The organism is Bacteroides sedimenti (assembly GCF_040365225.1).
GTDB classification, from domain to species: Bacteria; Bacteroidota; Bacteroidia; order Bacteroidales; family Bacteroidaceae; genus Bacteroides; species Bacteroides sedimenti.
In genome coordinates this window covers 473,302-495,270 of record NZ_AP028055.1, presented here as the reverse complement: position 1 = coordinate 495,270, position 21,969 = coordinate 473,302, and the positions used below count along the sequence as shown (strand labels likewise).

Below are 21,969 nucleotides of genomic sequence, written 5' to 3'. Positions count from 1 at the left end.
CATTGCATTTAAGTTGTTTTGTTTTACGAGACAAAATAGCGACTACCTGATACAGAAGAAATAGCAAGTAGACAAAAGAATATAAAGAAGCACCAGTGAGGCATGTGCAGACCGTCCGGCGGAAACTTTAAACAAGTTTCTATTTACCTGAATTCATTACAAAGGTTATAAAGACGTATAATTTATTGCCCAAGAACTTCATTTATTAGCAATCGTTTTTTTATTTATTGCCAAATAATATGTAATTTTGCGCGCATAATATTCCAAACATATACATTATATCATGCAAGAAAAGATTATTATTCTTGATTTCGGTTCACAGACTACTCAGCTCATTGGCCGCCGGGTACGTGAATTGGATACCTATTGCGAGATTTTACCCTACAACAAATTCCCAAAAAATGACGAATCGGTTAAGGGAGTCATTCTTTCCGGAAGTCCTTTCTCTGTATACGACGAGGCAGCTTTTAAAATCGACCTTAGTGAAATTCGCGGGAAATACCCTATTCTTGGAATCTGTTACGGTGCACAGTTTATGGCATACACAAACGGTGGTAAAGTTGAACCGGCTGCCACACGCGAGTATGGACGTGCCCATCTGAGCACTTTTTGCAAGGATAACATTTTGCTGAAAGGAGTACAAGACAATTCACAGGTATGGATGAGTCATGGAGACACCATTACTACCATTCCTGACAATTTCAAAACAATCGCTTCTACGAAGGAAGTAGCAATTGCTGCTTACCAGGTTGAGGGTGAACAAATATGGGGTGTTCAATTCCATCCGGAAGTATTCCACACAGAAGACGGAACTCAAATTCTCCGCAATTTCGTAGTTGACATTTGTGGTTGTAAGCAGGACTGGAGTCCGGCATCATTTATTGAAAGCACAGTTGCCGAACTAAAGGCTCAACTAGGAGATGACAAAGTGGTTCTTGGACTATCGGGAGGTGTAGATTCATCAGTAGCTGCTGTTTTACTAAACAAGGCTATCGGTAAGAACCTAACTTGTATCTTCGTTGATCACGGAATGCTTCGTAAAAACGAATTTGAAAACGTACTGTCCGACTATGAACATCTTGGCCTTAACGTGATTGGCGTAAATGCAAAAGAAAAGTTCTACAAGGAACTGGCTGGAGTTAAAGATCCTGAGCAAAAACGCAAAATCATTGGTAAAGGCTTTATTGATGTATTTGATGAAGAAGCCGGCAAGCTGAAAGATGTTAAATGGCTGGCACAAGGTACTATCTATCCCGACTGCATCGAGTCGCTTTCAATTACTGGAACAGTAATCAAGAGCCATCACAACGTGGGCGGTCTTCCTGAAAAGATGAACCTGAAACTATGCGAACCACTCCGCCTTTTATTTAAAGACGAAGTACGCCGCGTAGGTCGCAAGCTTGGCATGATGGAACATTTGATTAACCGTCATCCATTCCCGGGACCAGGACTGGCCGTTCGTATTCTGGGCGACATTACTGCAGAGAAAGTACGCATTCTTCAGGAAGCAGATGATATCTTCATCAGCGGATTGCGTGAATGGGGACTCTATGACCAGGTATGGCAGGCAGGGGTTATCCTTCTTCCAGTTCAGTCAGTAGGTGTAATGGGCGACGAAAGAACATACGAAAACGCAGTAGCGCTGCGCGCCGTGACTTCTACCGATGCTATGACAGCCGACTGGGCTCATCTTCCTTACGAATTCCTTGGAAAAATTTCCAATGAAATCATCAACAAGGTGAAAGGAGTAAACCGCGTAACTTACGATATCAGCTCTAAGCCACCTGCAACGATTGAGTGGGAATAATCAAAAAATTAGATAACATTAAAAGAGGCTGTCTTATAAAGATAGCCTCTTTTGATATATAGTTACCATCTGATTATCAAAATGAGCAAGAAAAAAAGATTCATTTTGATAAGACTTAATCAATATATCTGTTAACCTCTATTTTTAAAATTACATATTGTATACAAGAATCAAGAATAAAAGGTTATTTCTTAACAAATTATCTCATCATATAAAACAAATAAACACACCTTGTGCAAATTTAGTTGAATCTGAAACTAAATCTATACAATAAAGTATTAACTTTGCCACGCATTTTAGAAAAAAACAAGAATGAAAACATTAACTATCGGAGACTTAAAAGCTCAAGTACCTATTATTCAGGGTGGAATGGGCGTAGGTATCTCATTATCTGGACTGGCCTCGGCAGTAGCAAACGAAGGAGGCATTGGAGTTATCTCATGCGCAGGTCTTGGACTCCTATACAATAAGCTATCCAACAACTTTGGAGAAGCAAGTATCTTAGGCTTGAAAGAAGAACTCAGAAAAGCACGTGAAAAAGCAAAAGGAATTATCGGAGTAAACGTAATGGTGGCTATGACCAATTTTGCCGACATGGTAAAAACATCCATTGCGGAGAAAGCAGACATTATCTTCAGTGGAGCAGGACTTCCGCTGAACTTACCTAGTTTCTTACCGAAAGGCAGCAAAACCAAACTTGTGCCTATCGTATCTTCTGCCCGCGCAGCAAAGATTATCTGTGAGAAGTGGAAAAGTGAATACGATTACCTGCCAGACGCCATCGTTGTTGAAGGTCCAAAAGCTGGTGGACACCTTGGCTACAAGGAGAACCAGATTGCTGATGAACACTTTTCTCTTGAAGAAATTCTGCCACAAGTAGTAGCAGAAGTCGCTGAATTTGAAAAGATGTACGACAGAAAAATACCGGTAATTGCCGCTGGAGGTATTTACACCGGTGAGGATATTTACCGGATGATGCAACTGGGCGCTTCGGGCGTACAGTTGGGAACACGTTTTGTAACCACCAATGAATGTGATGCTTCGGAAGCTTTCAAGCAACAGTACATCGATGCCAAAAAGGAAGATATTGAGATTATAAAAAGTCCGGTTGGTATGCCGGGGCGTGCAATCGGTTGCTCATTCATCCAACAGGTGAAAGACGGTGTGAAACAGCCTAAGACATGTGCTTTCCATTGCATCAAGACTTGCGATATCTCTAAAAGTCCATATTGCATCATGCTGGCTCTTTACAACGCATTCAAGGGTAACTTCAAAAACGGATATGCTTTTGCCGGAGCCAATGCTTATAGAGCAAGCAAAATAATGAGTGTTAAAAACACTATTGCCGAATTGATGAAAGAGTGGAGAGAAAAAGAGCAAGTCTCAGAAAAGTAATTCTCTTAAAGATATCGTTAAAAGGACTGCATCTAAAGTGAAGTCCTAAAGACGGAAGTTGCAGATTATAATTTAACCAACTTTTTACAGCATTTAAAGAGCCATTTTCAACCTGTCACAGAGATTGAAAATGGCTCTTTTTGTTATATCATCACTATTTAGCAGGACTCACCATCCAAAACAGATCTATAAATCAGTTAACAAATAGGTTTACCCTACAGCAATATCATTTACTCAGAAAAGTGTTTTGCAGACGCTTGTCTCTTTCTTGTCAGTCAACTGAAGCATCATGGGAACAAGCGTTGTGAAATGGCCGGAAGCCTTATGCAAAATTAAAGCCTCTTCACTGCCCCACTCTTCTATGATAATGAATATTTCCGGATTGTCTACATCCTGAACCAGCTCATAACTCAGGCATCCCATCTCTTTTCTTGTTTGTCGAACCAATTCGTCCGCCAATGTCAAGAACTCTTCAATCATCTCTTCTTTAACGAAAAACTTCACGACTACTTTTATCATTTTACTCTTCCGCTTAAAATTCGTACTTAAAACAACAACAGGTATCTAAAGATACAAATAGAATTTTAATTACCGGCGTTTACTGCATATTTTTCTTTGAAAGAGTCTCAATCCTTTCTTTATAAAAACTGCTGTACACCCGGATGGAGGGATGCCGTACACCCGGATGTACAATAGTCGTACACCCGGATGTACGGCATTGGTACATCCGGGTGTAGCGAGTATTTATTCAGTAATAAAAAAAATCTTATCGTAGGCTATTTCCAAGGATATAAAGATATAATCCAAAATCCTGGAATAAGGTGATATAGATTGGTAACTCTTTGTCCGGTCAAAAGTGTTGTCTGACAATAGCTTTGTTGCTAGTGTTTTTCCGTATATACGGCAAACTGTTTTATAAATGGCACATCGGTCGCTTTATCAACAATCGTACGCAGCTGGGTTACTTCAACTGCGGGAAATTTTTCGATCCGTTTGTTTCCAACAGAAGTTCCCTGACACAATGTTCTCCATGTTCCGCCAACCTTTCCTTCAATCCGGTATTCACGGATCCGCTCTCCTTTGGCAATATTCTCCTGAATCACGCATTGATCAATCACATGCTTCTTGGATAATTTGATTGTAAACTTTCGTCCCTGTCCGGATATTGTTTGTAGTGGTGTTCCAAAAATAGTGCTGATTGTATCGCCGAATGCTTTCAGGCGGTCGGCATCTTCTTGAGGAAGCAATCCATCGGGATTAGGGGTCAGACCCAAAATCAACGTGGCATTACGCCCCACTGATTTATAGTACATATCAGTTAATTTGACTGTAGAATAAATGGAATTCTCATCTCCCGGTTCCCAGAACCATTCATGGCGTCCGTTTGCGCCACGCAACGGAGAGTCAGCCATGGCCTGCATCCAGTATTGTCCGTTAGGATCGCCATGTTTCAGTAGTTCCAAGTGATTTTTTTGCGTATCAGATTGCTTGTGATGTGAGTAAGGCTGTGAGAAAGTGGCCCAGCAAGGATATTCAACTGTTCCCGACTCAGAACCGCCCCAACGGAAGTCGGCTCTTTCAACGTTATGATAGAATAGACAATCAGGCTGATATCTAGTCACAATAGGCAATACATCAGGACCATCTCCTTTGGGATCATCAGCTCCGCCATCAAACCAAATCATGAAGAGCTTGCCATAACGGGTGCAAAGCTCGGTGACCATCTTTTCACACAGATGTTTATACCACAGTTGACGATTGCGGGCGAACTCACCCTCTCCTTCGGCCTTGAAATTGTGGATTCCAAAAATTGAATTCCAGCGGATACCAACATAGATGCCAGGCGCAATCCCGTGTTTACGGCAGGAATTAACAAAATCAAGCACAATATCACCTTTCCCGTCGTGCCACTTCACCGCCTTGAGGCAGTAAGGATTTACATCGCTTTGATAAAGAGCAAAGCCAGTTTCGTGAGTCACGGTAAGAACAGCAAAACGGGCGCCGGCAGCTTTTGCAGACTCAATCCACTGATCGGTATTAAGTTTTGTGGGATTGAATATATTATAGTCATCAACTGGTGCTATGCGATTAGCAGTCTGACTGTACTTCTGGTTGTCAAACACATGCAAATCGTAATGGAACACAACGCCAAACTCACTTTCGGCAAAATCAATCTGGCTACGCGTCGGAATCGGTGACATGTCGGGCTTTACCTGTGCCTGTAAGCAAGCTAATGAGGCAAACAGAATAATAAGGTTACAAAATATTTTTTTCATTTTTCTAAAAATAGGTGCTGGTACAAAATAAGAACCTGGCTTGGATTATTAATATTTACTTTATTTTGGGTCATATATTCTTCTATTATCATCTTCTTAATCGGTAAGATTTTTTTTAACTGATTAACTGATCTGAAATATTTATATTTCCCATCGATTTGCACCCAGTATTTGAATGTCAGATCTGCCTCTGGATGAGTCGCTTTTAGCAGATCATCTCGTTGCACTCCGTCCCAACGCAATCTTGTGATATTGGTTGCAGCAGTAGTGGACGACGTTTCACCAAACCCGATATTTTGACCTTTCATTTTCAATCTGGAATGGTATTCAACATACAGCAAAGGATCGACGGATAATATCTCACAAATACCTTGTTTAAACGGGATAAAAGTCCTCCCTTTGATAGTAATTTGGGAAATACTTTGAGTATCCTTCTCAGACAATGCTTTAAGTGTCCCATCTGAATCTTTATAAATCATTTGCGAATACAGGATATTATAGTTCATCTTTTGACGGGTAACTGTTCCATTAAAAAAATTAATTGTTGCATCTTCAAAAGACTCGAATAAATAGCTTTTTACTTCCTGGGCATTAGAAAGAGAATTGCCACACAACAAAAATAATAAAAAGAAGAAGATTGTTTTCATCCCAGATTCTTTTAAGTCAAACAAAAAAGGAAAAGAGGCCCCCATAACGAGAGCCTCTTCTTACTATCTTTACAAATCAACATGATTTATATCCATAATGCATTACTGCATTGCAACACCACCCACTTCTACAGGCCAGTAAGGATTCTGATAGATTGTAGATAATTCGGTAGATGCCTTGTTTGGTGAAGCTAACTGAATTTGTCTGTAAGGAACAGGATCCAGGTAGTTGGCTTCATCCCAATTATATCCACTATAAACCTTGTTATTGGCAACGATTATTCTGTAAGGGCACAAATATTTCCCATCTGTCTTAGGTGAAACATTTGATGTGTTACCTCCATTGTAGATCAACATATCACCTGGAACCGGAAGTTTACCTGGGTCTGGTTTTTTAGTATAAAACGCCCAAATATGATCCCAAAGGTTAAATCCGCGAACAATGTAGTTCTTCACCTGATCTAAAGCTCTCCATCTCTTAAGGTCCATCATACGAACTGATTCACCCATAAGTTCACATCTGCGTTCACGACGAATATTGTACATCAAGGATGAAACTTTCTTTCCAGCTGAATATACTCCCCAATCATCTTCTTTTGTAAGATCCGTTGCATTTACTGTTACAGTGTAATCAGTATTTACGCCAGCTCTGGCACGAATTTGTTTCCAATAAGCATCAGCTGTTGGATCAATAGAATTACCACCATTTTCCAGACAGCTTGCTTCAATGTAGTTCAGGTAAGCTTCTACTGCGCGGAACACAATAGAACCGTAAGTACAATCTAAGTTAGAACCCGGAGCCTGTTTTGGATCATAAGAAAAACATTTACGTAAACGATAACCTGTGATATCACGGCATTCCTGGATATTAAGAATTCCTGCATTACCAAAGAATGTAGTATCATTTGTGGAATTCAAAACATCATTCTTACCAGCAAGGAATAATTGCAAACGTTCGTCACGATTTACCTTAACTGTCTGTGTAGAGGTATCAGCATATTGTGTATCGTAACCAGAGCCTGCTGCGTAAATAGGAAGACCATTCTTCATTAGGAAGTTGTCAACCAACGCTTTAGTAACACCTGTATTACCTCCATTTCTGATATAAACAGAGACACCATGGGTTATAGATTGTTCAGTACCATAAGCTCTCCAAAGCAACACTTCGGGAATAGTGCTCATATCAACGGCATTGAACATATCAAAATAAGGGTTGAAACCGTTAACCTGACCCAATCCAGGGTTCATCTTACCATTATTCTGAGTTAAAGGAACATTATCAGCCACTTGTTTAGCTGCATCTTTAGCCTGTGCAATGAAATACTTGATTTCACCGTCTATATTAAAGGTTTTGCCTTTATTGTAGTCCATATTAGCACCCGGCCATCCTGGTTCACCCGGAACGCGAGGTGTTCCTTTATGGTAAGTTTCGAATGTAGCTTCGTATAATGCAACTCTTGATTTAACTAAAAGCGCAGCGTTACGTGTTATACGATTCTTTTTCTTGAAATCAGCTTGCAAATACATTACTGCAGAATCCAGACTCTGGATAATATAACGGGCAACTTCATTACGTGGACTTCTTTTTGATGCAGCTACCATTTCATCCTGTTGGTCTTTCAATACTCTGGTTACGATGGGGTAATCACCATAAGATTGCAGTTTTGAAAAATATTCCCATGCACGGAAGAAATACATTTCTCCGATGTACTGTTTGATATTAGTTTCGGAACCTTGAATGATACCTGCTTTCCATTTTGGCATTACCTGTTCAAAGAAATAGTTACAGTTACGAATGCGGCTGAACTCCCAGTTTTCACCATTGTTAGGAACCTGTCTGTATTGATGTACCCACAAATTATAATTAGCATTAGCAGTAGCCTGGTTGTCTGTACCATTATCATTATTCAGAGTACCTACTCCCCAACCACCATGCGTACTAAATACATTTAAATTGTACATACCAAGAGCATAAGATGCCAAGTCGTTCTCGTTATTCAGATATTGCTGAGGTGTAACGGAACTCAACGGTTCTCTGTCCAAAAAGTCGTTACATGAGCTCATTGTCAAAGCTCCCACTGTAAGGAACGACAATGCTATATATTTATTTATTTTCAAATTCATTGTGCAAGAAATTTAAAAGTTTACATTAACTCCGAATGAAATAGTTTTGCTGAGAGGATATAGTTTTCCTGGGCCCCAGTCTCCACCTAATGTTTCAGGATCAAAGATACCAGTGATATCTGATTTAGTCCATAAGTTATCACCAGAAACATAGAATCTTACAGAATTCATTTTAACTTTTTCCATCAATTGTTTTGGCAAAGAATAACCAAACTGAATATTTTTCAAACGAATGTAAGCTGCATTCTGCAGGTAACGGGTCTGTACAGCATAGTTCTTTCCAGAATTTGTAAACAATGGACGTGGGAAATAAGAATCCAGGTTCGCTCCCAATGGATCGTTTTCAGGACGGAAGAAATCCCAATGTTGTTTAAATCCGCAAGATTGCCACATACCACCTGAAGCACCTTGAAAATAAGGACCGTCAAGCCAGTAATCTCTCTTACCTACACCCTGGAAGAATGCACTAAAGTCGAATCCTTTCCAAGAGCAATCCAATGTAATACCATAATTATAACGTGGAGTGTTATTACCAATAATCTTCATATCGCCGGCTCCAGAGATTCTTTTACCATTTTCATCTAACATGAAATCACCTTTAGCATCAAGCATATACAGTGTTCCTTGACCACTATTAACCTTACCATCGCCATTTATGTCGGCATACATAATATCACCGGCAGCCCATCCTGCACCCATTGTCTTTTGATCTGCTAAAGCAAGATGGTCATCCATTTCTTTTTGAGATTTAGCAATGCCTACAGTTGTATAACCCCATATTTCACCCAATTTTTGGCCAACATAATACGTACTCGAGCCTAATGTATAGCTAGGGTTTGGGAAACGAGTAATTTCCTGTTGAGCGTCAGCGATTACACCTTTCACACCATAGTTAAAATCACCGATGCGGTCTCTCCAAGATAGTTCAAGTTCCCAACCGTAAGATTTCATATCGGCATTGTTAATTTTTGGAACTCCGGTTCCCAGAACGCTAGATAACTCTGGAGCTGGACCAACCATATCTTTAGTTTTACGGACGAATACGTCGAATGTACCAGTGAAACGGTTTCCAAAAGCAGACCAATCAAGACCGGCATCCCATGATTCAATAGTTTCCCATGTCAAAGCGTTACTTACAATACCCGGAGCCGTAGCATAAGGATATCTTGTTGATTCAATTAACCAGCTACTTCCTGGATTTGTAGATACCGGCATAGTCAGGAAGAAAGGATACCAGCTGTTGGTGTTCATATTACCTAACTGTCCCCAAGAAGCTCTCAACTTCAGTGTACCAATAGTTTTTTCCATATCGCCCCAGAAATCTTCACGGGCAATGTTCCAACCTGCAGAGAATGATGGGAATGTACCCCAACGTTTGTTACCAACATAACGAGATGATCCATCACGACGAACATTAGCTTCGAACAAATAACGTTCTTTGAAGTTATAATTTAAACGTCCAAAGAAACCTGCAACAGCCCATTCGTTATAACCACCACTAACACTTGGAGTTTTATTTGTTGCAGTACTAATTGCAGTTACATTCGGAGTGATCAAATCAGCTCTTGTACCTGAGATATCTCTGTTTCTCAATAATTCGGCATTGAAACCAGCCATTACTTTGAAAGAGTGTCCACTTGCAAAAGTCTTTGTATAATCAGTATACATATTGGTTGTGAAGTAATTCTGCTTATACGCATCTTCGTGAGATTCGCTATATCCAGCAGGACCACCATTCCATGAAGTTGCATACGGAGATCCATCTGGCTTGTATCCATATACTGGTAATACATCCCAATGAGTATAATATTCTCTTGTATTGTAGTTTCCTTCCAAATAAATCTTCCAATCCTTGATTGGTGAAATAGTTAATTTCAATTGTTGATACAAATAATCCGTCTGTCTGGTTTGTTTTCCACCTTCTTCCATCTGTACAACTTCATTTCCCTCCATATAGAATCCATTTGGATCACGAACCGGGTTAGTCGGCCAGCGACGAGCAATATTATGGAAGAAAAGACCTGTCATATATGTAGGACGTGAATAATCTTCACGGATCCATTTTGAATTATAGGTCATCTCAACTTTTTCAGAAAGCTTTGCAGTGATTTTTGCATTCACTGAATAGCGTTGAAATTCATCTTTTCCATGACGAATCAAGCCGTTCTGATCCAGAAAGTTACCACTAACAAAGTAATTCACTTTGTCAGTACCGCCATTCATGCTCACGTTATGCTCCTGAGAAGGAACCCAATCCTTATACATTTCTTTAAACCAGTTGGTATTAGCATTAGCTCCTGTATAATTCTGCCACAATCCGTTTGATCCAACAGTAGTTCCGGCAGTGATTTTTCCAGCCTGATAATCTTGGATGCGTTGCATCGTTTCTGCTGAAAAAACAGGGCTTTGACCAGAATTTGCTGCAGCTACATTAAAATATTGTGCAAAGCGATAGGAATCCAACATTTCAGGAATCTGAACAGCATCAGTATAACGAACGTTTGCAGAATAGTTAACGCGTGCTTTACCTTGTGAACCGGATTTTGTTGTAATAAGGATCACACCGAAAGCTGCACGTGCTCCATAAATTGCTGAAGAAGCAGCATCTTTCAATACAGAAATATTCTCAATATCAGCAGGATTAAGAGCATTCATGTTACCTTCTACTCCGTCAATCAGGATCAATGGAGAAGAACTGGAACCTTGCCCTACAGTACCAGTACCACGAATGTTTACATTCATTGTATTGTCTAAGGTACCCCCACTGTTGTTTACAGAGAAGTTAAGGCCCGGAACCACACCTTGTAACGCCTGAGAAACATTTTGTACAGGACGATTTTCGAGCGTTTTAGCACTAACTGTACTTACTGCACCAGTTACGTTTACCTTTTTCTGAGTACCATAACCGACTACTACAATTTCATCCAACAATTTAGAGTCAGCGGTTAACTCAATGTTGATTACTGTCTGACCATTTACATTAACAGTCTGAGCTTTCATACCGATGTAAGAAAACACAAGCTTTCCTTTACTAGGAACTTTGTTCAAAACGTAATTACCGTCAATGTCGGTCATTGTTCCTGTTGACGTTCCCTGAAGAACAACACTCGCTCCGATTACTGGGTCACCGGATGCGTCTTTTACATTCCCTTTTACTGTAATGTTCTGTGCAATTACAGGTAGGGTCGTCAAGACAATTAAGGCTAATGCAAGAACTCTCTTCAAAGAAGAGAAATACTTTGTTTGTTTTTCAACCTTCATTTCATGATTTTTAAAGTTAAACATTTAATAAGTGTTTGTGATTATTGGTTATACTTTGCAAATATAAAGCTCTTTTTTAATATTTAATAATATTTTAATATTATATTTTTTTATTGGGAGGTTGGTTAGTAATTATTTTATTAATATTATACATCACTTTTTTATTTTTTTGATTTTCAAGTTTAATTTATTATTTATTTATTAATTTGAAGTTTATTAACCCAACTAATTAAAATGATTATTTTTTCATTTTTCAATAGTTAAATTGACATATTATTAATTTTATTTATTTTTTATATCAATCTTCAGGCTACTATTTAATTATAGAATTATAATCAAAGAAAAATAAATAGTATACCCATATATACAAGAAATCTATTTAATATATAATAGGATGTTTAATCAAGTATATTATTAAAGTATGCTTGAATCTGTTTATTATATAATAATGAATTAAGCGTAAGATTTTAAATGTTGAGAAAGTAAATAAAGAAAAACGTCTTATAATGTAATTAACATTAAAAGTAGCTTGATTGAGGAATTAATAACAGATTTGGCGTTCAAGACACTGAGCAGATCTTTTATGCAACGAAATTATCAAAACGTATAGAGGAAAAGCTCTATTACGACAATTCAATTTAATATATATAAAATTAACTATCAAATTAAACGCAACAACAAAACATTTTTGGTGCTTTCATCAATCCGGAAACGATTATCGGTTCGTTCGCCAATAAGCCAGATAATCTGTTCGCCCGAACAAGCCACGTAGACTTGTTCTTTCTGAATGAGAGAGAATTTTGCATCGGTCAGGTAATCGCTCACATTCTTTTTGCCTTTCATCCCAAATGGAACAAAGCGGTCTCCTGCTTTCCACTTCCTTAATGTTACGGGAGAAAGAATCTTATCTGCATCAAAGCAGGCTATTCTCTTATCACGTGGTATAATAAAATCGGGGGAATACGGGAAACGGTCCTCCAGTATTTCGGGCATTTGATTTGCTTTGCTCTCTGAATTTAAAGAATTCAATTCTTTTAGCAACAGATGTGTCCGGTCGCGCACCACCATCCAAAAATCAGAAACGAATTTCTTGCCCGACTGCCTTTCCAGACTAAGATATACATCTTCTATCTGAGCAGGGTTAAATCCCAGCGGATAGAGTATTTCATAAAGCAACGCCCGTGGAGATGTTTCCTCCAAAAGTTTCTCAATTGAAATACCTTCGGGAGTCAGCACCCTTTTCTTTCCCTCTTCAATCACTTTATTATATATAGTGGCAGTATCCGAAAGATGCGAAGCAGTAGAAAAGAGAGTCGATTTAATGGAAGGATTGATAGTCTCCATCAAGGGAAGCAGGTTCAGACGAATCTTATTCCGTAGATATTCATCTTGCAGATTGCTGCTGTCTGTTACATATTCTTGCTGCAATCCATCCAAGTATGAAATGATATCTTCCCGACTTACGCATAGTAACGGACGCACAATATCATTATTCTTTGGGCGAATGCCGGTAAGGCCATTTATCCCCGTACCACGAAGCAGGTTGAGCAGCATGGTTTCCACACTGTCATCCTTATGATGAGCCACGGCAACCACATCAGCTTTCAGCTCCTGGCGAAGTTTTTCAAACCAGTTGTACCGAAGTTCACGGGCTGCCATCTCGATGGAAATCTTATGAGTAGCAGCATACTCTCTTGTCTGAAAATGAATCACATGACAAGGTACATTGAATTTCGTACAAAGATTCCGGACAAAACTCTCATCACGGTCAGCCTCCTCACCTCTCAAATGGAAATTACAGTGAGCAGCCTCGCAAGAATAGCCTAAATAAACAAGTATCCGGAGCAAAGCCACTGAATCGGCACCCCCGCTCAAAGCGATCAAAACTTTATCTTTAAGTCCAAAAAGCTTCTCTTTTTCGATATATTGTTCAATCTGAAGATGTAACATAATACAAAGGTAGAAAAATCCAAGAAAAAGCAGGGCGGATTCCATTATTTAAAAACATTCTAAATAATTTGTCCACTAAAGTATTATGCTATATCTTTGCTTAAAATTAGACTAAGTATGCGTTTATCTGAACTAAAAACAGGTGAAAGAGGCGTGGTAGTGAAGGTTTTAGGCCATGGTGGGTTTCGCAAACGCATTGTGGAAATGGGCTTCATCAAAGGCAAAGTAGTAGAAGTAATATTAAATGCCCCGCTTAAAGACCCTATTAAATATAAAATTCTAGGATATGAAATATCTCTCCGCAGAAAAGAAGCGGGGATGATTGAGATTATCAGTGAACAGGAAATTGCAGACCAGCAGGCTATTACTACAGATTATCACGGTTCATTCAATATTGAAAGACCACTGAGAGAAGAAGAACTTAAATCTGTAGCTTTAGGAAAACGCAGAACCATAAATGTGGCACTTGTTGGAAACCCAAACTGCGGAAAGACATCGCTGTTCAATATTGCGTCCGGAGCTCATGAGCATGTGGGTAATTATAGCGGAGTAACTGTTGATGCCAAAGAGGGATTCTTTGATTTCCAGGGTTATCGGTTCAAAATAGTGGATCTTCCCGGCACATACTCCCTATCCGCCTATACTCCCGAAGAGATATACGTACGAAAACATATTATAGAGGAAACCCCCGATGTTATTATCAACGTGGTAGATGCATCAAACCTGGAACGAAACCTCTATCTTACCACCCAATTGATTGACATGAACGTGCGGATGGTAATTGCACTGAATATGTACGACGAACTCGAATCGAGCGGCAACAAACTTGACTACAGATTGCTTAGCAAACTATTCGGCGTTCCGATGGTTCCAACGGTTTGCAAAAGAAACCTCGGAATCGACCACCTGTTCCACCTGGTAATAAACTTGTATGAAGGAGCCGACTTCTTCAACAAGAAAGGTGAGATAAACAAAGAGGTTCTCAAGGAATTGCAGGACTGGCACCGAAGTAATGTAAACGAGGCAGAGCACGAAGAGCACATGGAAGAGTATGTGCAAGCTGATAAGCCTCGGCAGAAAGTATTTCGCCACATCCACATTAACCACGGTCCGGAAATAGAAAAAGGAATAGAGTATATCAAAGCGGAAATATCAAAGAACGAAGAGATAAGACACCTCTACTCCACTCGTTATCTTTCAATTAAATTGTTGGAAAATGACAGGGAGGTAACAAGATTTATCAACTCATTACCTAATGCTGAAGAGATTCTAACGATAAAGGAAAAAGCTGCAAAAAAAATTCAGTTGGCAATGAACGAGGATAGTGAATCTGCAATCATGAATGCCAAGTACGGATTTATTTCAGGCGCGTTGAAAGAGACCTACATCGACAATCAGCTTGAGAAGGACCAGATGACCAAAGTGCTCGACACCATTGTTACGCATAAGATATGGGGATATCCCATTTTCATTCTTTTCATGTGGATCATGTTTCAGGGCACATTTACATTGGGAGCATACCCAATGGCCGGAATTGAATGGCTGGTAGACCAGCTCCGGCACCTGGTACAGAACACTATGGCGGCCGGGCCGCTTAAGGATATGCTGATTGATGGAATTATTGGCGGTGTGGGAGGCGTTATCGTCTTCCTGCCCAACATCTTATTGCTGTACTTCTTTATATCGCTGATGGAAGATTCGGGATATATGGCTCGTGCGGCCTTCATTATGGACAAGATTATGCACAAAATGGGATTGCACGGAAAATCGTTCATTCCACTCGTGATGGGATTTGGTTGTAATGTTCCGGCCATTCTGGCTTCCCGAACCATCGAGAACAAAAAAAGCCGACTGATTACCATGCTGGTTAACCCACTGATGAGCTGTAGTGCCCGTCTTCCCATCTATCTGCTCCTGGTTGGAGCCTTTTTCCCGAATAACGCGAGCTTTATTCTGCTTTCAATCTATGTAACCGGCATAGCGCTTGCAGTAATAATAGCCCGATTATTCAGCAAACTACTGATAAAAGGCGAAGATACTCCATTTGTTATGGAACTTCCACCCTACAGAATGCCAACAATGAAAGCCATTCTGAGCCACACATGGGAAAAGGGCGGTCAGTACCTGCGAAAAATGGGTGGAGTTATTATGATAGCTTCTATCATCATCTGGTTTTTGGGATATTATCCTAACCACAACTCTTACAACAGTCCGGCCGAACAACAGGAACATTCATACATCGGACAGATAGGCAAGGCAATTGAACCTGCGTTGAAGCCGCTGGGATATGACTGGAAATTAGGAATTGGACTCATCTCGGGAGTAGGTGCAAAAGAATTGGTGGTAAGCACACTCGGAGTACTTTATACCAATGATGCCGGAGCCACAAAAACAACTCTGGCAGAACGGATACCGATAAATGCAACTGCCGCTTACAGCTTTATGCTTTTCGTGCTTATCTATTTCCCCTGCATTGCCACTCTTGCGGCAATAAAACAGGAGTCTGGAACTTGGAAATGGGCCCTTTTTGCCGCACTGTATACTACGGCATTAGCATGGGTTATAGCTTTTAGTTTTTATCAAATAGGAAATATTATATTATAATGAGCTTACAAGAACTTATTGTTTCGGCTATCGTTTTCTTCTGCGTATTCTATGTAGGAAATCGCATCGTTAATTTTTTCAAGGGAGCAAACAGGAACGACAACCCTTGCGCAAACTGCACAACTGGTTGTGAGTTAAGGGATTTAATGGAAAAGAAGAAACAAATATGTAGGGAAGAACAAAAAAGTAAAAGGAAAAACTGCTGCCATTAAGCAATTTTTTAATGCAGAACGTTTGGAAGATAAGAAAAATGTATTACCTTTGCACTCGCAATCACGTAATAAGGTCTCTTGGCCGAGTGGCTAGGCACCGGTCTGCAAAACCGTCTACGGCGGTTCGAATCCGCCAGAGACCTCTTAATGGGGAAAAGCTCCAGTCTTAACAGGCTGGAGCTTTTATTTTTTATCTGATTATTAAACACTTAAATATAATGCAACAATTTAAAGAAGTGGGAAATTGCAGATTATTTGTAGACCGCACCCCAAAAGTAGACTTAGTGTAAACCGATTGTAAACCGCAAATAATATCAAAGTAAACTTCAAAAGTAGACTAGGAAGAGCTAGTTATTGAGAAAAGTTCAGGGCAAAGTATTCTATTTCTTTTTAGAGGAACCATTAATCAGCATAGCAATATAATTATCCAAATGCTCTTCATTGCTCACTTCCCATTTTTCGTTCTTTTCATTCCATCTAAATGAAATATAAATTGAACGATCTAACTTTTCGTCTTTGCAAAAAATGACTTTTTCTTTGTTACGTGTAAAATCTTTAGACTTATTGCTCCACAAAGCAAACTCCTGAATCTCGTTATCACCTACAAATGTTGAAGTAAACAGATAATATGGTAGCCATTGTTTTCCTGACAGATCCCAACGAAAAGCCTTTTTACTGTTCATCTTACCATCTTGATTATAGGTAAATTCATATTTCAGATATGGAGTAAGAATATTAGTGACTGAATCACATAAGTAAACAATTTCATTATCATAACTTTTGTTATATACAAATCTTTGAGAGTCCTGAGCACTTACCTCAGTATTACAACTAAACAATAAACAGAAAGCAATGCTGATTACTAAACTGATACTTAAAATAATCTTTTTCATAATTAGAAGTTATTTGATGTTGGTAATTAAATATAGTCTGTGCTTTCAAAAATGGCCGGTTATATACTCTTTTCTATTTAGACGAATCTGTCTTTCAAAAAGTTGCAGACAAAATACAGATAATAATAAAAAATCCCCCAATGGTTTTCATGATTCATCGCTAGCATAAAAACAATGAAAATCAGCGTTGTTTAGAGTGGCCATTAAAAAGAATAGATTTAAACCCAACCTACTTCTTTGTAATGCGCGAAAGCATTAATTAAGGTTGAAATGAATAAACAGAACCTCTTGAGGTTATTATCGAATATATCTTTTCACAAGAAATAAATAAGTGATGCAATATTTTTATAGCAGAAAAACCAGAAAACCATAAAAACAGGATATACAACAAACTATCAGGCACTTCATGGCGACAGTTTAAATTCCTAATACAGTTTCCTGGAGATATTTAAGTTTTTCCGAATAAGAGTATGAAATGACAGACTCTCAAGAATTCTAAAACAGTATTTTCAACTCAACTCTCTAACTTAACATACCGTTAAAAATATAATAACGGTTAGAACCATTATAGATGCCCCCCTCCCATCAGCGCCATGTCAATAACAAGTTCTTCCTATCAAGTAAATAGTTCTCCAATCTGGTAAGTAATAAAGAGGATCACATTATTCTGTTTGCAAAGAGCCGTTAACTCAGCCCATATATAGTCGGCTTATACAACTTTCATTTTAATAGCAAAATGGTTCAACACAACTCTATCATAAAAATATAATTAAAACATAAGCAATTTAAGACGGCCAAATATTGACATTTTGATATATTCTGTTATCTTTGACAATTATAAACCTTAAACAAACAAATCAAAGCATGAAACACAAAATAGAAATGAATCCAAACAAATTGGTGAAGTTCCTTCAAAAAGCACCTGAAGAGTTTACCAAAACAGATATTATTTCTTTCATCAAAGAACAGGATATTCAAATGATCAACTTCATGTATCCTGCCGGTGATGGTAGATTGAAGACTTTAAACTTTGTAATTAATAGTGCTGATTATTTGATTACCATACTAAGCTGTGGCGAACGTGTAGATGGTTCTAGCCTTTTCTCCTTTATTGAAGCCGGGAGTAGTGACCTCTATGCCATTCCTCGTTTTCGAACGGCATTCGTCGATCCATTTGCCCAGACACCTACGCTGACCATGCTATGCTCTTTCTTCAACAAAGATGGCGAACCACTTGAAAGTTCTCCGGAATATACATTACACAAAGCCTGCCTAGCATTTACCAAAATAACTGGAATGCAGTTTGAAGCGATGGGTGAACTGGAATATTATGTAATTGCACCCAATGATGGGCTCTTTCCTGCAACTGATCAGCATGGATACCACGAATCGGGTCCTTACGACAAGTTTAATCAGTTCCGCACTCAATGCATGAAATACATTTCGCAGGCAAACGGAAAGATTAAATACGGACATTCTGAAGTGGGTAATTTTACGCAGGATGGATTAACTTACGAACAAAACGAGATTGAGTTTTTACCCACAAAAGCAGAAGATGCAGCAGATCAGTTGATGATTGCAAAATGGATTATCCGCAATTTAGCCAGTCAATATGGGTATAATATCACTTTTGCTCCCAAAATTACAGCCGGAAAAGCAGGGTCGGGCCTACACATACACATGCGTATAACTAAAGCGGGCAAAAACCAGATGCTGGAAAATGGCGTACTGTCAGACACCGCACGCAAAGCCATTGCAGGCATGATGCATCTGGCTCCTTCCATCACGGCGTTTGGAAATACTACACCAACGTCTTATTTCCGTTTAGTTCCAAACCAGGAAGCACCTACTAATATTTGTTGGGGAGACCGCAACCGTTCTGTTCTAGTCCGCGTTCTATTAGGATGGTCGGCCAAAAAAGATATGTGTGCCATGACAAATCCACTTGAAACAATCAGCAACAACGACACTTCAAATAAACAAACTGTCGAGATGCGTTCGCCGGACGGGTCGGCTGATATTTACCTACTCATGGCCAGTCTGGCTGTTGCCTGCCGCCATGGCTTTGAGATAAAGGATGCTTTGAATATAACTGAAAAAACCTACGTAAACATAGACATACATAAGGAAGAGAACAAAGTGCGGCTTCAATCGTTGGATCAGTTGCCTGATAGTTGTGCGGCATCTGCTGATTGCCTGCAGCAGCAACGTGCAATTTTTGAGCAGCACAATGTGTTTAGTCCAAGTATGATTGATGGAGTTATCTGCAAGTTGAAAGCTTATAATGATGGCGAATTGCGTAAGGAACTACTGATCAACCCTGCAAAGATGAGAGAGGTTGTTGAGACCTACTTCCATTGTGGATAAAAATTTCAGTTGACCAGCCCAACTATCAATTCCCGCACTGGAAGATTTTCTGACTTCGAGAAACAGTTAACACTATTATTTGTTTCTCTTCAAAATGAGTCTGTCTGTTATAGAAACAGGCAGCTCATTTTCATAATGTGTCACATAAATAATCGTCTTATCTTTCCTTTCACAGAAAGCCTCAACAATTGATTTTACTTTTTTCCGGTTACGGGTATCCAGTCCATGAAGAGGTTCATCAAGTATCAGCAATTCCGGATCTTTTACGAACGCACGGGCCAACAACACCAATCGTTGTTCACCCGAAGAGAGTTGCAGAAAGGGACGATCTTTCAAGGATAGAATACCGAATATATCCATCCACCACTCACAGGCTGACATCTGCTCAGGACGCGGCTTTTTGTAGAGCCCGATGGAGTCGTGCAATCCCGAAGCCACGATATCTATTGTCGGCAGATTCTTCAAGTAGGCACGGTGCATCTCCGGAGAAACATATCCAATATGCTTCTTGATCTCCCAGATACTTTCACCTGATCCTCGTTTCCGACCGAATAGGCTAATATCGCAGGCATACGATTGTGGATTATCTGCACATACCAGACTGAGCAAAGTAGATTTTCCCGCTCCGTTTTCACCCGAGAGGGCCCACTTCTGTCCACGAAGAATTGTCCAGTTCAGCTCTTTCAGGATGGTACGGTCGCCATAACTGATGGAGACATTGTTCAGTTTTACCACCTCTTCCGAATTATATAGTTGATCACTATACTCCAAGTTCAACAGATCTTTTCTTTTTTCCTCAGAGAAAACCTGAGTGATGTTGGGTTGATAGTTGTCAAAGTACTCTTTTCGGGTTACCTTTTTACCACAAGTCCTATTTTTAACCGGAAGAACATGAGTGATAAAGTCGGGAATGTCATCAAACATGGATAGCACCAATATAATTTGCAGAGAAGATTTCAGCGTGAGTCTTTGCAAGACATCGTGCAATAAATCTCGGGTCTTCGCATCTAGTCCGATAAACGGATTGTCCATCACCAGTACTCGTGGGTTGGTCAGTAAAGTTTTGGTCAACTGAAATTTTCGAAGTTCACCGCTGGAAAGAAGAATCAACTTTTTATCCAGCATTGGTTCAATTGCAAAAAGCTCAAAAAGCTCATCGCGCAACTGCACATTGCTTGTCTCTCCAAGAGAATCACGAACCACCGGAGCGTCGTCTTGATCGTGTGCATTCCATCTCTGTTGATAATAATAGTTGGCATCTGCAGCGCCATAAGTATCCCGAAAAGCGATATACTTTATATTGTCATAGGCCGTATTAGTGGCCGAAGGTGAAAAATCATATTCCAACGTTCCTTCTTTCAGAGGGCGTTTACCCAGCAAAGTATCAACCAGCAAACTCTTCCCACTGGCATTTGCCCCCACAATTGCCAAGTGCTCCCCGGCTTCCATACTCACAGATAATGGATGAGTGAACCGATACAGTTCATTGCGTGTCACTCCTCCTTTTAGACAAATTATTGATTGCATTTTTTACTTATTACTCCAAAAACGAAGCAAAAGTACAGCTTTATCTTCCATTTACGCCAACTTTAGTCAGGTAATTAGGCATAAATAAGAAACTTTTCACATTTCGTCATAAATTTAGTTTCCTACTTTTTATTAATAATTAATGGTAAATATCCGGTTACAACCTCATTGTGGATAATGGTGCAATTTGAAATCAAGAAAGTGAGACACCGGAAGAAGGATTATTAATATGGTGTATAAGTTTGTACTTAAAATCATTTGCTCTGAACAATGAATTATAACCATCAAAATGAAACAAAGTAATATGAATGATACTCCCGTCATTCCATTCCACCGAAACATAATAAGAATTGTTTCTTTTCTTTGTTTCAAAATCCGGAGTAAACGAACTTACAAGTAAAACTTTATGCTCTTCAATCAGTTTTATAATATTTGAAGCCTCTTCTAAAGTAACATTTGTGATTGAAGTTTTTGATATTCTGAATTTTTCTATTGGAATACTGTTCAAGGAGTGTCTGTGGTAAAATACAAATTCATCAGAATCTTTCCTACAGACTAAAGAAGGCACAATATCTTCAACAGACGGAAATCCACCAACATAACTTCCACTATCAAAAAAATCCTTTATAGACATACCATGCCGGTTTAACAACTGTTCCGTGACCTCTTCTCTACCCTTTTTCCAGACACGAATTCGATATAACACTATTAGGACTAAAACAACAGCTAAAAGCAGAATGATATGAAAAGTATAATTATCATGACTGTTGATTACCAGTCGATAAAGACTGCAGGAAGACAAAAACAGAAGTCCTGCAAGTAATATTATAATTCTTTCTTTCTTATTCATTTCCAGCTTTTATTAAGGTTCTGTTATACATTTATGAATAACATTATAACAACTTA

At 39.2% G+C, this 21,969-nt stretch carries 13 protein-coding genes and 1 tRNA gene; 5 read left to right on the top strand and 9 right to left on the bottom strand.

Annotated elements, in window-relative coordinates:
- Positions 1 to 283 precede the first annotated feature (283 nt).
- Positions 284 to 1,807, top strand: coding sequence for a glutamine-hydrolyzing GMP synthase (guaA, locus tag ABWU87_RS01820; protein WP_353332732.1), 1,524 nt, complete (start codon positions 284 to 286; stop codon positions 1,805 to 1,807).
- 312 nt (positions 1,808 to 2,119) lie between these two features.
- Complete coding sequence (locus ABWU87_RS01815; protein WP_353332730.1) at positions 2,120 to 3,202, top strand: NAD(P)H-dependent flavin oxidoreductase; 1,083 nt, start codon at positions 2,120 to 2,122, stop codon at positions 3,200 to 3,202.
- A gap of 234 nt (positions 3,203 to 3,436) precedes the next feature.
- Here the strand turns inward: ABWU87_RS01815 and ABWU87_RS01810 are convergent, their stop codons facing one another.
- From ABWU87_RS01810 to tilS, 6 genes are all read right to left on the bottom strand, one after another.
- Complete coding sequence (locus ABWU87_RS01810; protein ID WP_353332728.1) at positions 3,437 to 3,721, bottom strand: putative quinol monooxygenase; 285 nt, start codon at positions 3,719 to 3,721, stop codon at positions 3,437 to 3,439.
- A gap of 362 nt (positions 3,722 to 4,083) precedes the next feature.
- On the bottom strand, positions 4,084 to 5,478 hold the full coding sequence (locus ABWU87_RS01805) for an alpha-L-fucosidase (protein WP_353332726.1): 1,395 nt from the start codon (positions 5,476 to 5,478) through the stop codon (positions 4,084 to 4,086).
- A complete protein-coding gene (locus tag ABWU87_RS01800) occupies positions 5,475 to 6,125 on the bottom strand; it encodes a hypothetical protein (RefSeq protein WP_353332724.1) in 651 nt (216 codons plus the stop codon). Before ABWU87_RS01800 ends, ABWU87_RS01805 begins: the two co-directional genes overlap by 4 nt.
- A 102-nt stretch (positions 6,126 to 6,227) precedes the next feature.
- Entirely contained in the window at positions 6,228 to 8,249 is a 2,022-nt protein-coding gene (locus ABWU87_RS01795) for a RagB/SusD family nutrient uptake outer membrane protein (RefSeq protein ID WP_353332722.1), read from the bottom strand.
- A gap of 12 nt (positions 8,250 to 8,261) precedes the next feature.
- Entirely contained in the window at positions 8,262 to 11,510 is a 3,249-nt protein-coding gene (locus ABWU87_RS01790) for a SusC/RagA family TonB-linked outer membrane protein (protein WP_353332720.1), read from the bottom strand.
- 660 nt (positions 11,511 to 12,170) lie between these two features.
- Entirely contained in the window at positions 12,171 to 13,460 is a 1,290-nt protein-coding gene (gene tilS, locus ABWU87_RS01785) for a tRNA lysidine(34) synthetase TilS (RefSeq protein WP_353332719.1), read from the bottom strand.
- 117 nt (positions 13,461 to 13,577) lie between these two features.
- Between tilS and feoB the strand changes: the two genes are divergently transcribed.
- Positions 13,578 to 16,064, top strand: coding sequence for a ferrous iron transport protein B (feoB, locus tag ABWU87_RS01780; RefSeq protein WP_353332717.1), 2,487 nt, complete (start codon positions 13,578 to 13,580; stop codon positions 16,062 to 16,064).
- Positions 16,065 to 16,348: 284 nt separating this feature from the next.
- Positions 16,349 to 16,419, top strand: a tRNA-Cys gene (locus tag ABWU87_RS01775).
- A gap of 237 nt (positions 16,420 to 16,656) precedes the next feature.
- On the opposite strand, the gene ABWU87_RS01770 is transcribed toward ABWU87_RS01775, so the two are convergent.
- The gene (locus tag ABWU87_RS01770) at positions 16,657 to 17,169 is read right to left on the bottom strand and encodes a DUF3836 domain-containing protein (RefSeq protein WP_353332715.1); all 513 of its coding nucleotides are present in this window, start codon (positions 17,167 to 17,169) and stop codon (positions 16,657 to 16,659) included.
- 864 nt (positions 17,170 to 18,033) lie between these two features.
- Between ABWU87_RS01770 and ABWU87_RS01765 the strand changes: the two genes are divergently transcribed.
- Positions 18,034 to 19,536, top strand: a complete 1,503-nt coding sequence (locus ABWU87_RS01765; RefSeq protein ID WP_353332713.1) for a glutamine synthetase family protein — start codon at positions 18,034 to 18,036, stop codon at positions 19,534 to 19,536.
- 75 nt (positions 19,537 to 19,611) lie between these two features.
- Here the strand turns inward: ABWU87_RS01765 and ABWU87_RS01760 are convergent, their stop codons facing one another.
- Both ABWU87_RS01760 and ABWU87_RS01755 read right to left on the bottom strand, forming a co-directional pair.
- On the bottom strand, positions 19,612 to 21,063 hold the full coding sequence (locus tag ABWU87_RS01760; RefSeq protein WP_353332711.1) for an ATP-binding cassette domain-containing protein: 1,452 nt from the start codon (positions 21,061 to 21,063) through the stop codon (positions 19,612 to 19,614).
- A 193-nt stretch (positions 21,064 to 21,256) separates the two neighbouring features.
- Complete coding sequence (locus ABWU87_RS01755; protein ID WP_353332709.1) at positions 21,257 to 21,913, bottom strand: hypothetical protein; 657 nt, start codon at positions 21,911 to 21,913, stop codon at positions 21,257 to 21,259.
- Positions 21,914 to 21,969 lie beyond the last annotated feature (56 nt).

Bases quoted from the DNA above. Each gene is read 5' to 3' on its own strand.
- ABWU87_RS01795 (WP_353332722.1), bottom strand. From the start codon at position 8,249: ATGAATTTGAAAATAAATAAATATATAGCATTGTCGTTCCTTACAGTG.
- ABWU87_RS01810 (WP_353332728.1), bottom strand. From the start codon at position 3,721: ATGATAAAAGTAGTCGTGAAGTTTTTCGTTAAAGAAGAGATGATTGAA.
- ABWU87_RS01800 (WP_353332724.1), bottom strand. From the start codon at position 6,125: ATGAAAACAATCTTCTTCTTTTTATTATTTTTGTTGTGTGGCAATTCT.
- ABWU87_RS01755 (WP_353332709.1), bottom strand. From the start codon at position 21,913: ATGAATAAGAAAGAAAGAATTATAATATTACTTGCAGGACTTCTGTTT.
- ABWU87_RS01760 (WP_353332711.1), bottom strand. From the start codon at position 21,063: ATGCAATCAATAATTTGTCTAAAAGGAGGAGTGACACGCAATGAACTG.
- ABWU87_RS01815 (WP_353332730.1), top strand. From the start codon at position 2,120: ATGAAAACATTAACTATCGGAGACTTAAAAGCTCAAGTACCTATTATT.
- guaA (WP_353332732.1), top strand. From the start codon at position 284: ATGCAAGAAAAGATTATTATTCTTGATTTCGGTTCACAGACTACTCAG.
- ABWU87_RS01765 (WP_353332713.1), top strand. From the start codon at position 18,034: ATGAAACACAAAATAGAAATGAATCCAAACAAATTGGTGAAGTTCCTT.
- tilS (WP_353332719.1), bottom strand. From the start codon at position 13,460: ATGTTACATCTTCAGATTGAACAATATATCGAAAAAGAGAAGCTTTTT.
- feoB (WP_353332717.1), top strand. From the start codon at position 13,578: ATGCGTTTATCTGAACTAAAAACAGGTGAAAGAGGCGTGGTAGTGAAG.
- ABWU87_RS01770 (WP_353332715.1), bottom strand. From the start codon at position 17,169: ATGAAAAAGATTATTTTAAGTATCAGTTTAGTAATCAGCATTGCTTTC.
- ABWU87_RS01790 (WP_353332720.1), bottom strand. From the start codon at position 11,510: ATGAAGGTTGAAAAACAAACAAAGTATTTCTCTTCTTTGAAGAGAGTT.
- ABWU87_RS01805 (WP_353332726.1), bottom strand. From the start codon at position 5,478: ATGAAAAAAATATTTTGTAACCTTATTATTCTGTTTGCCTCATTAGCT.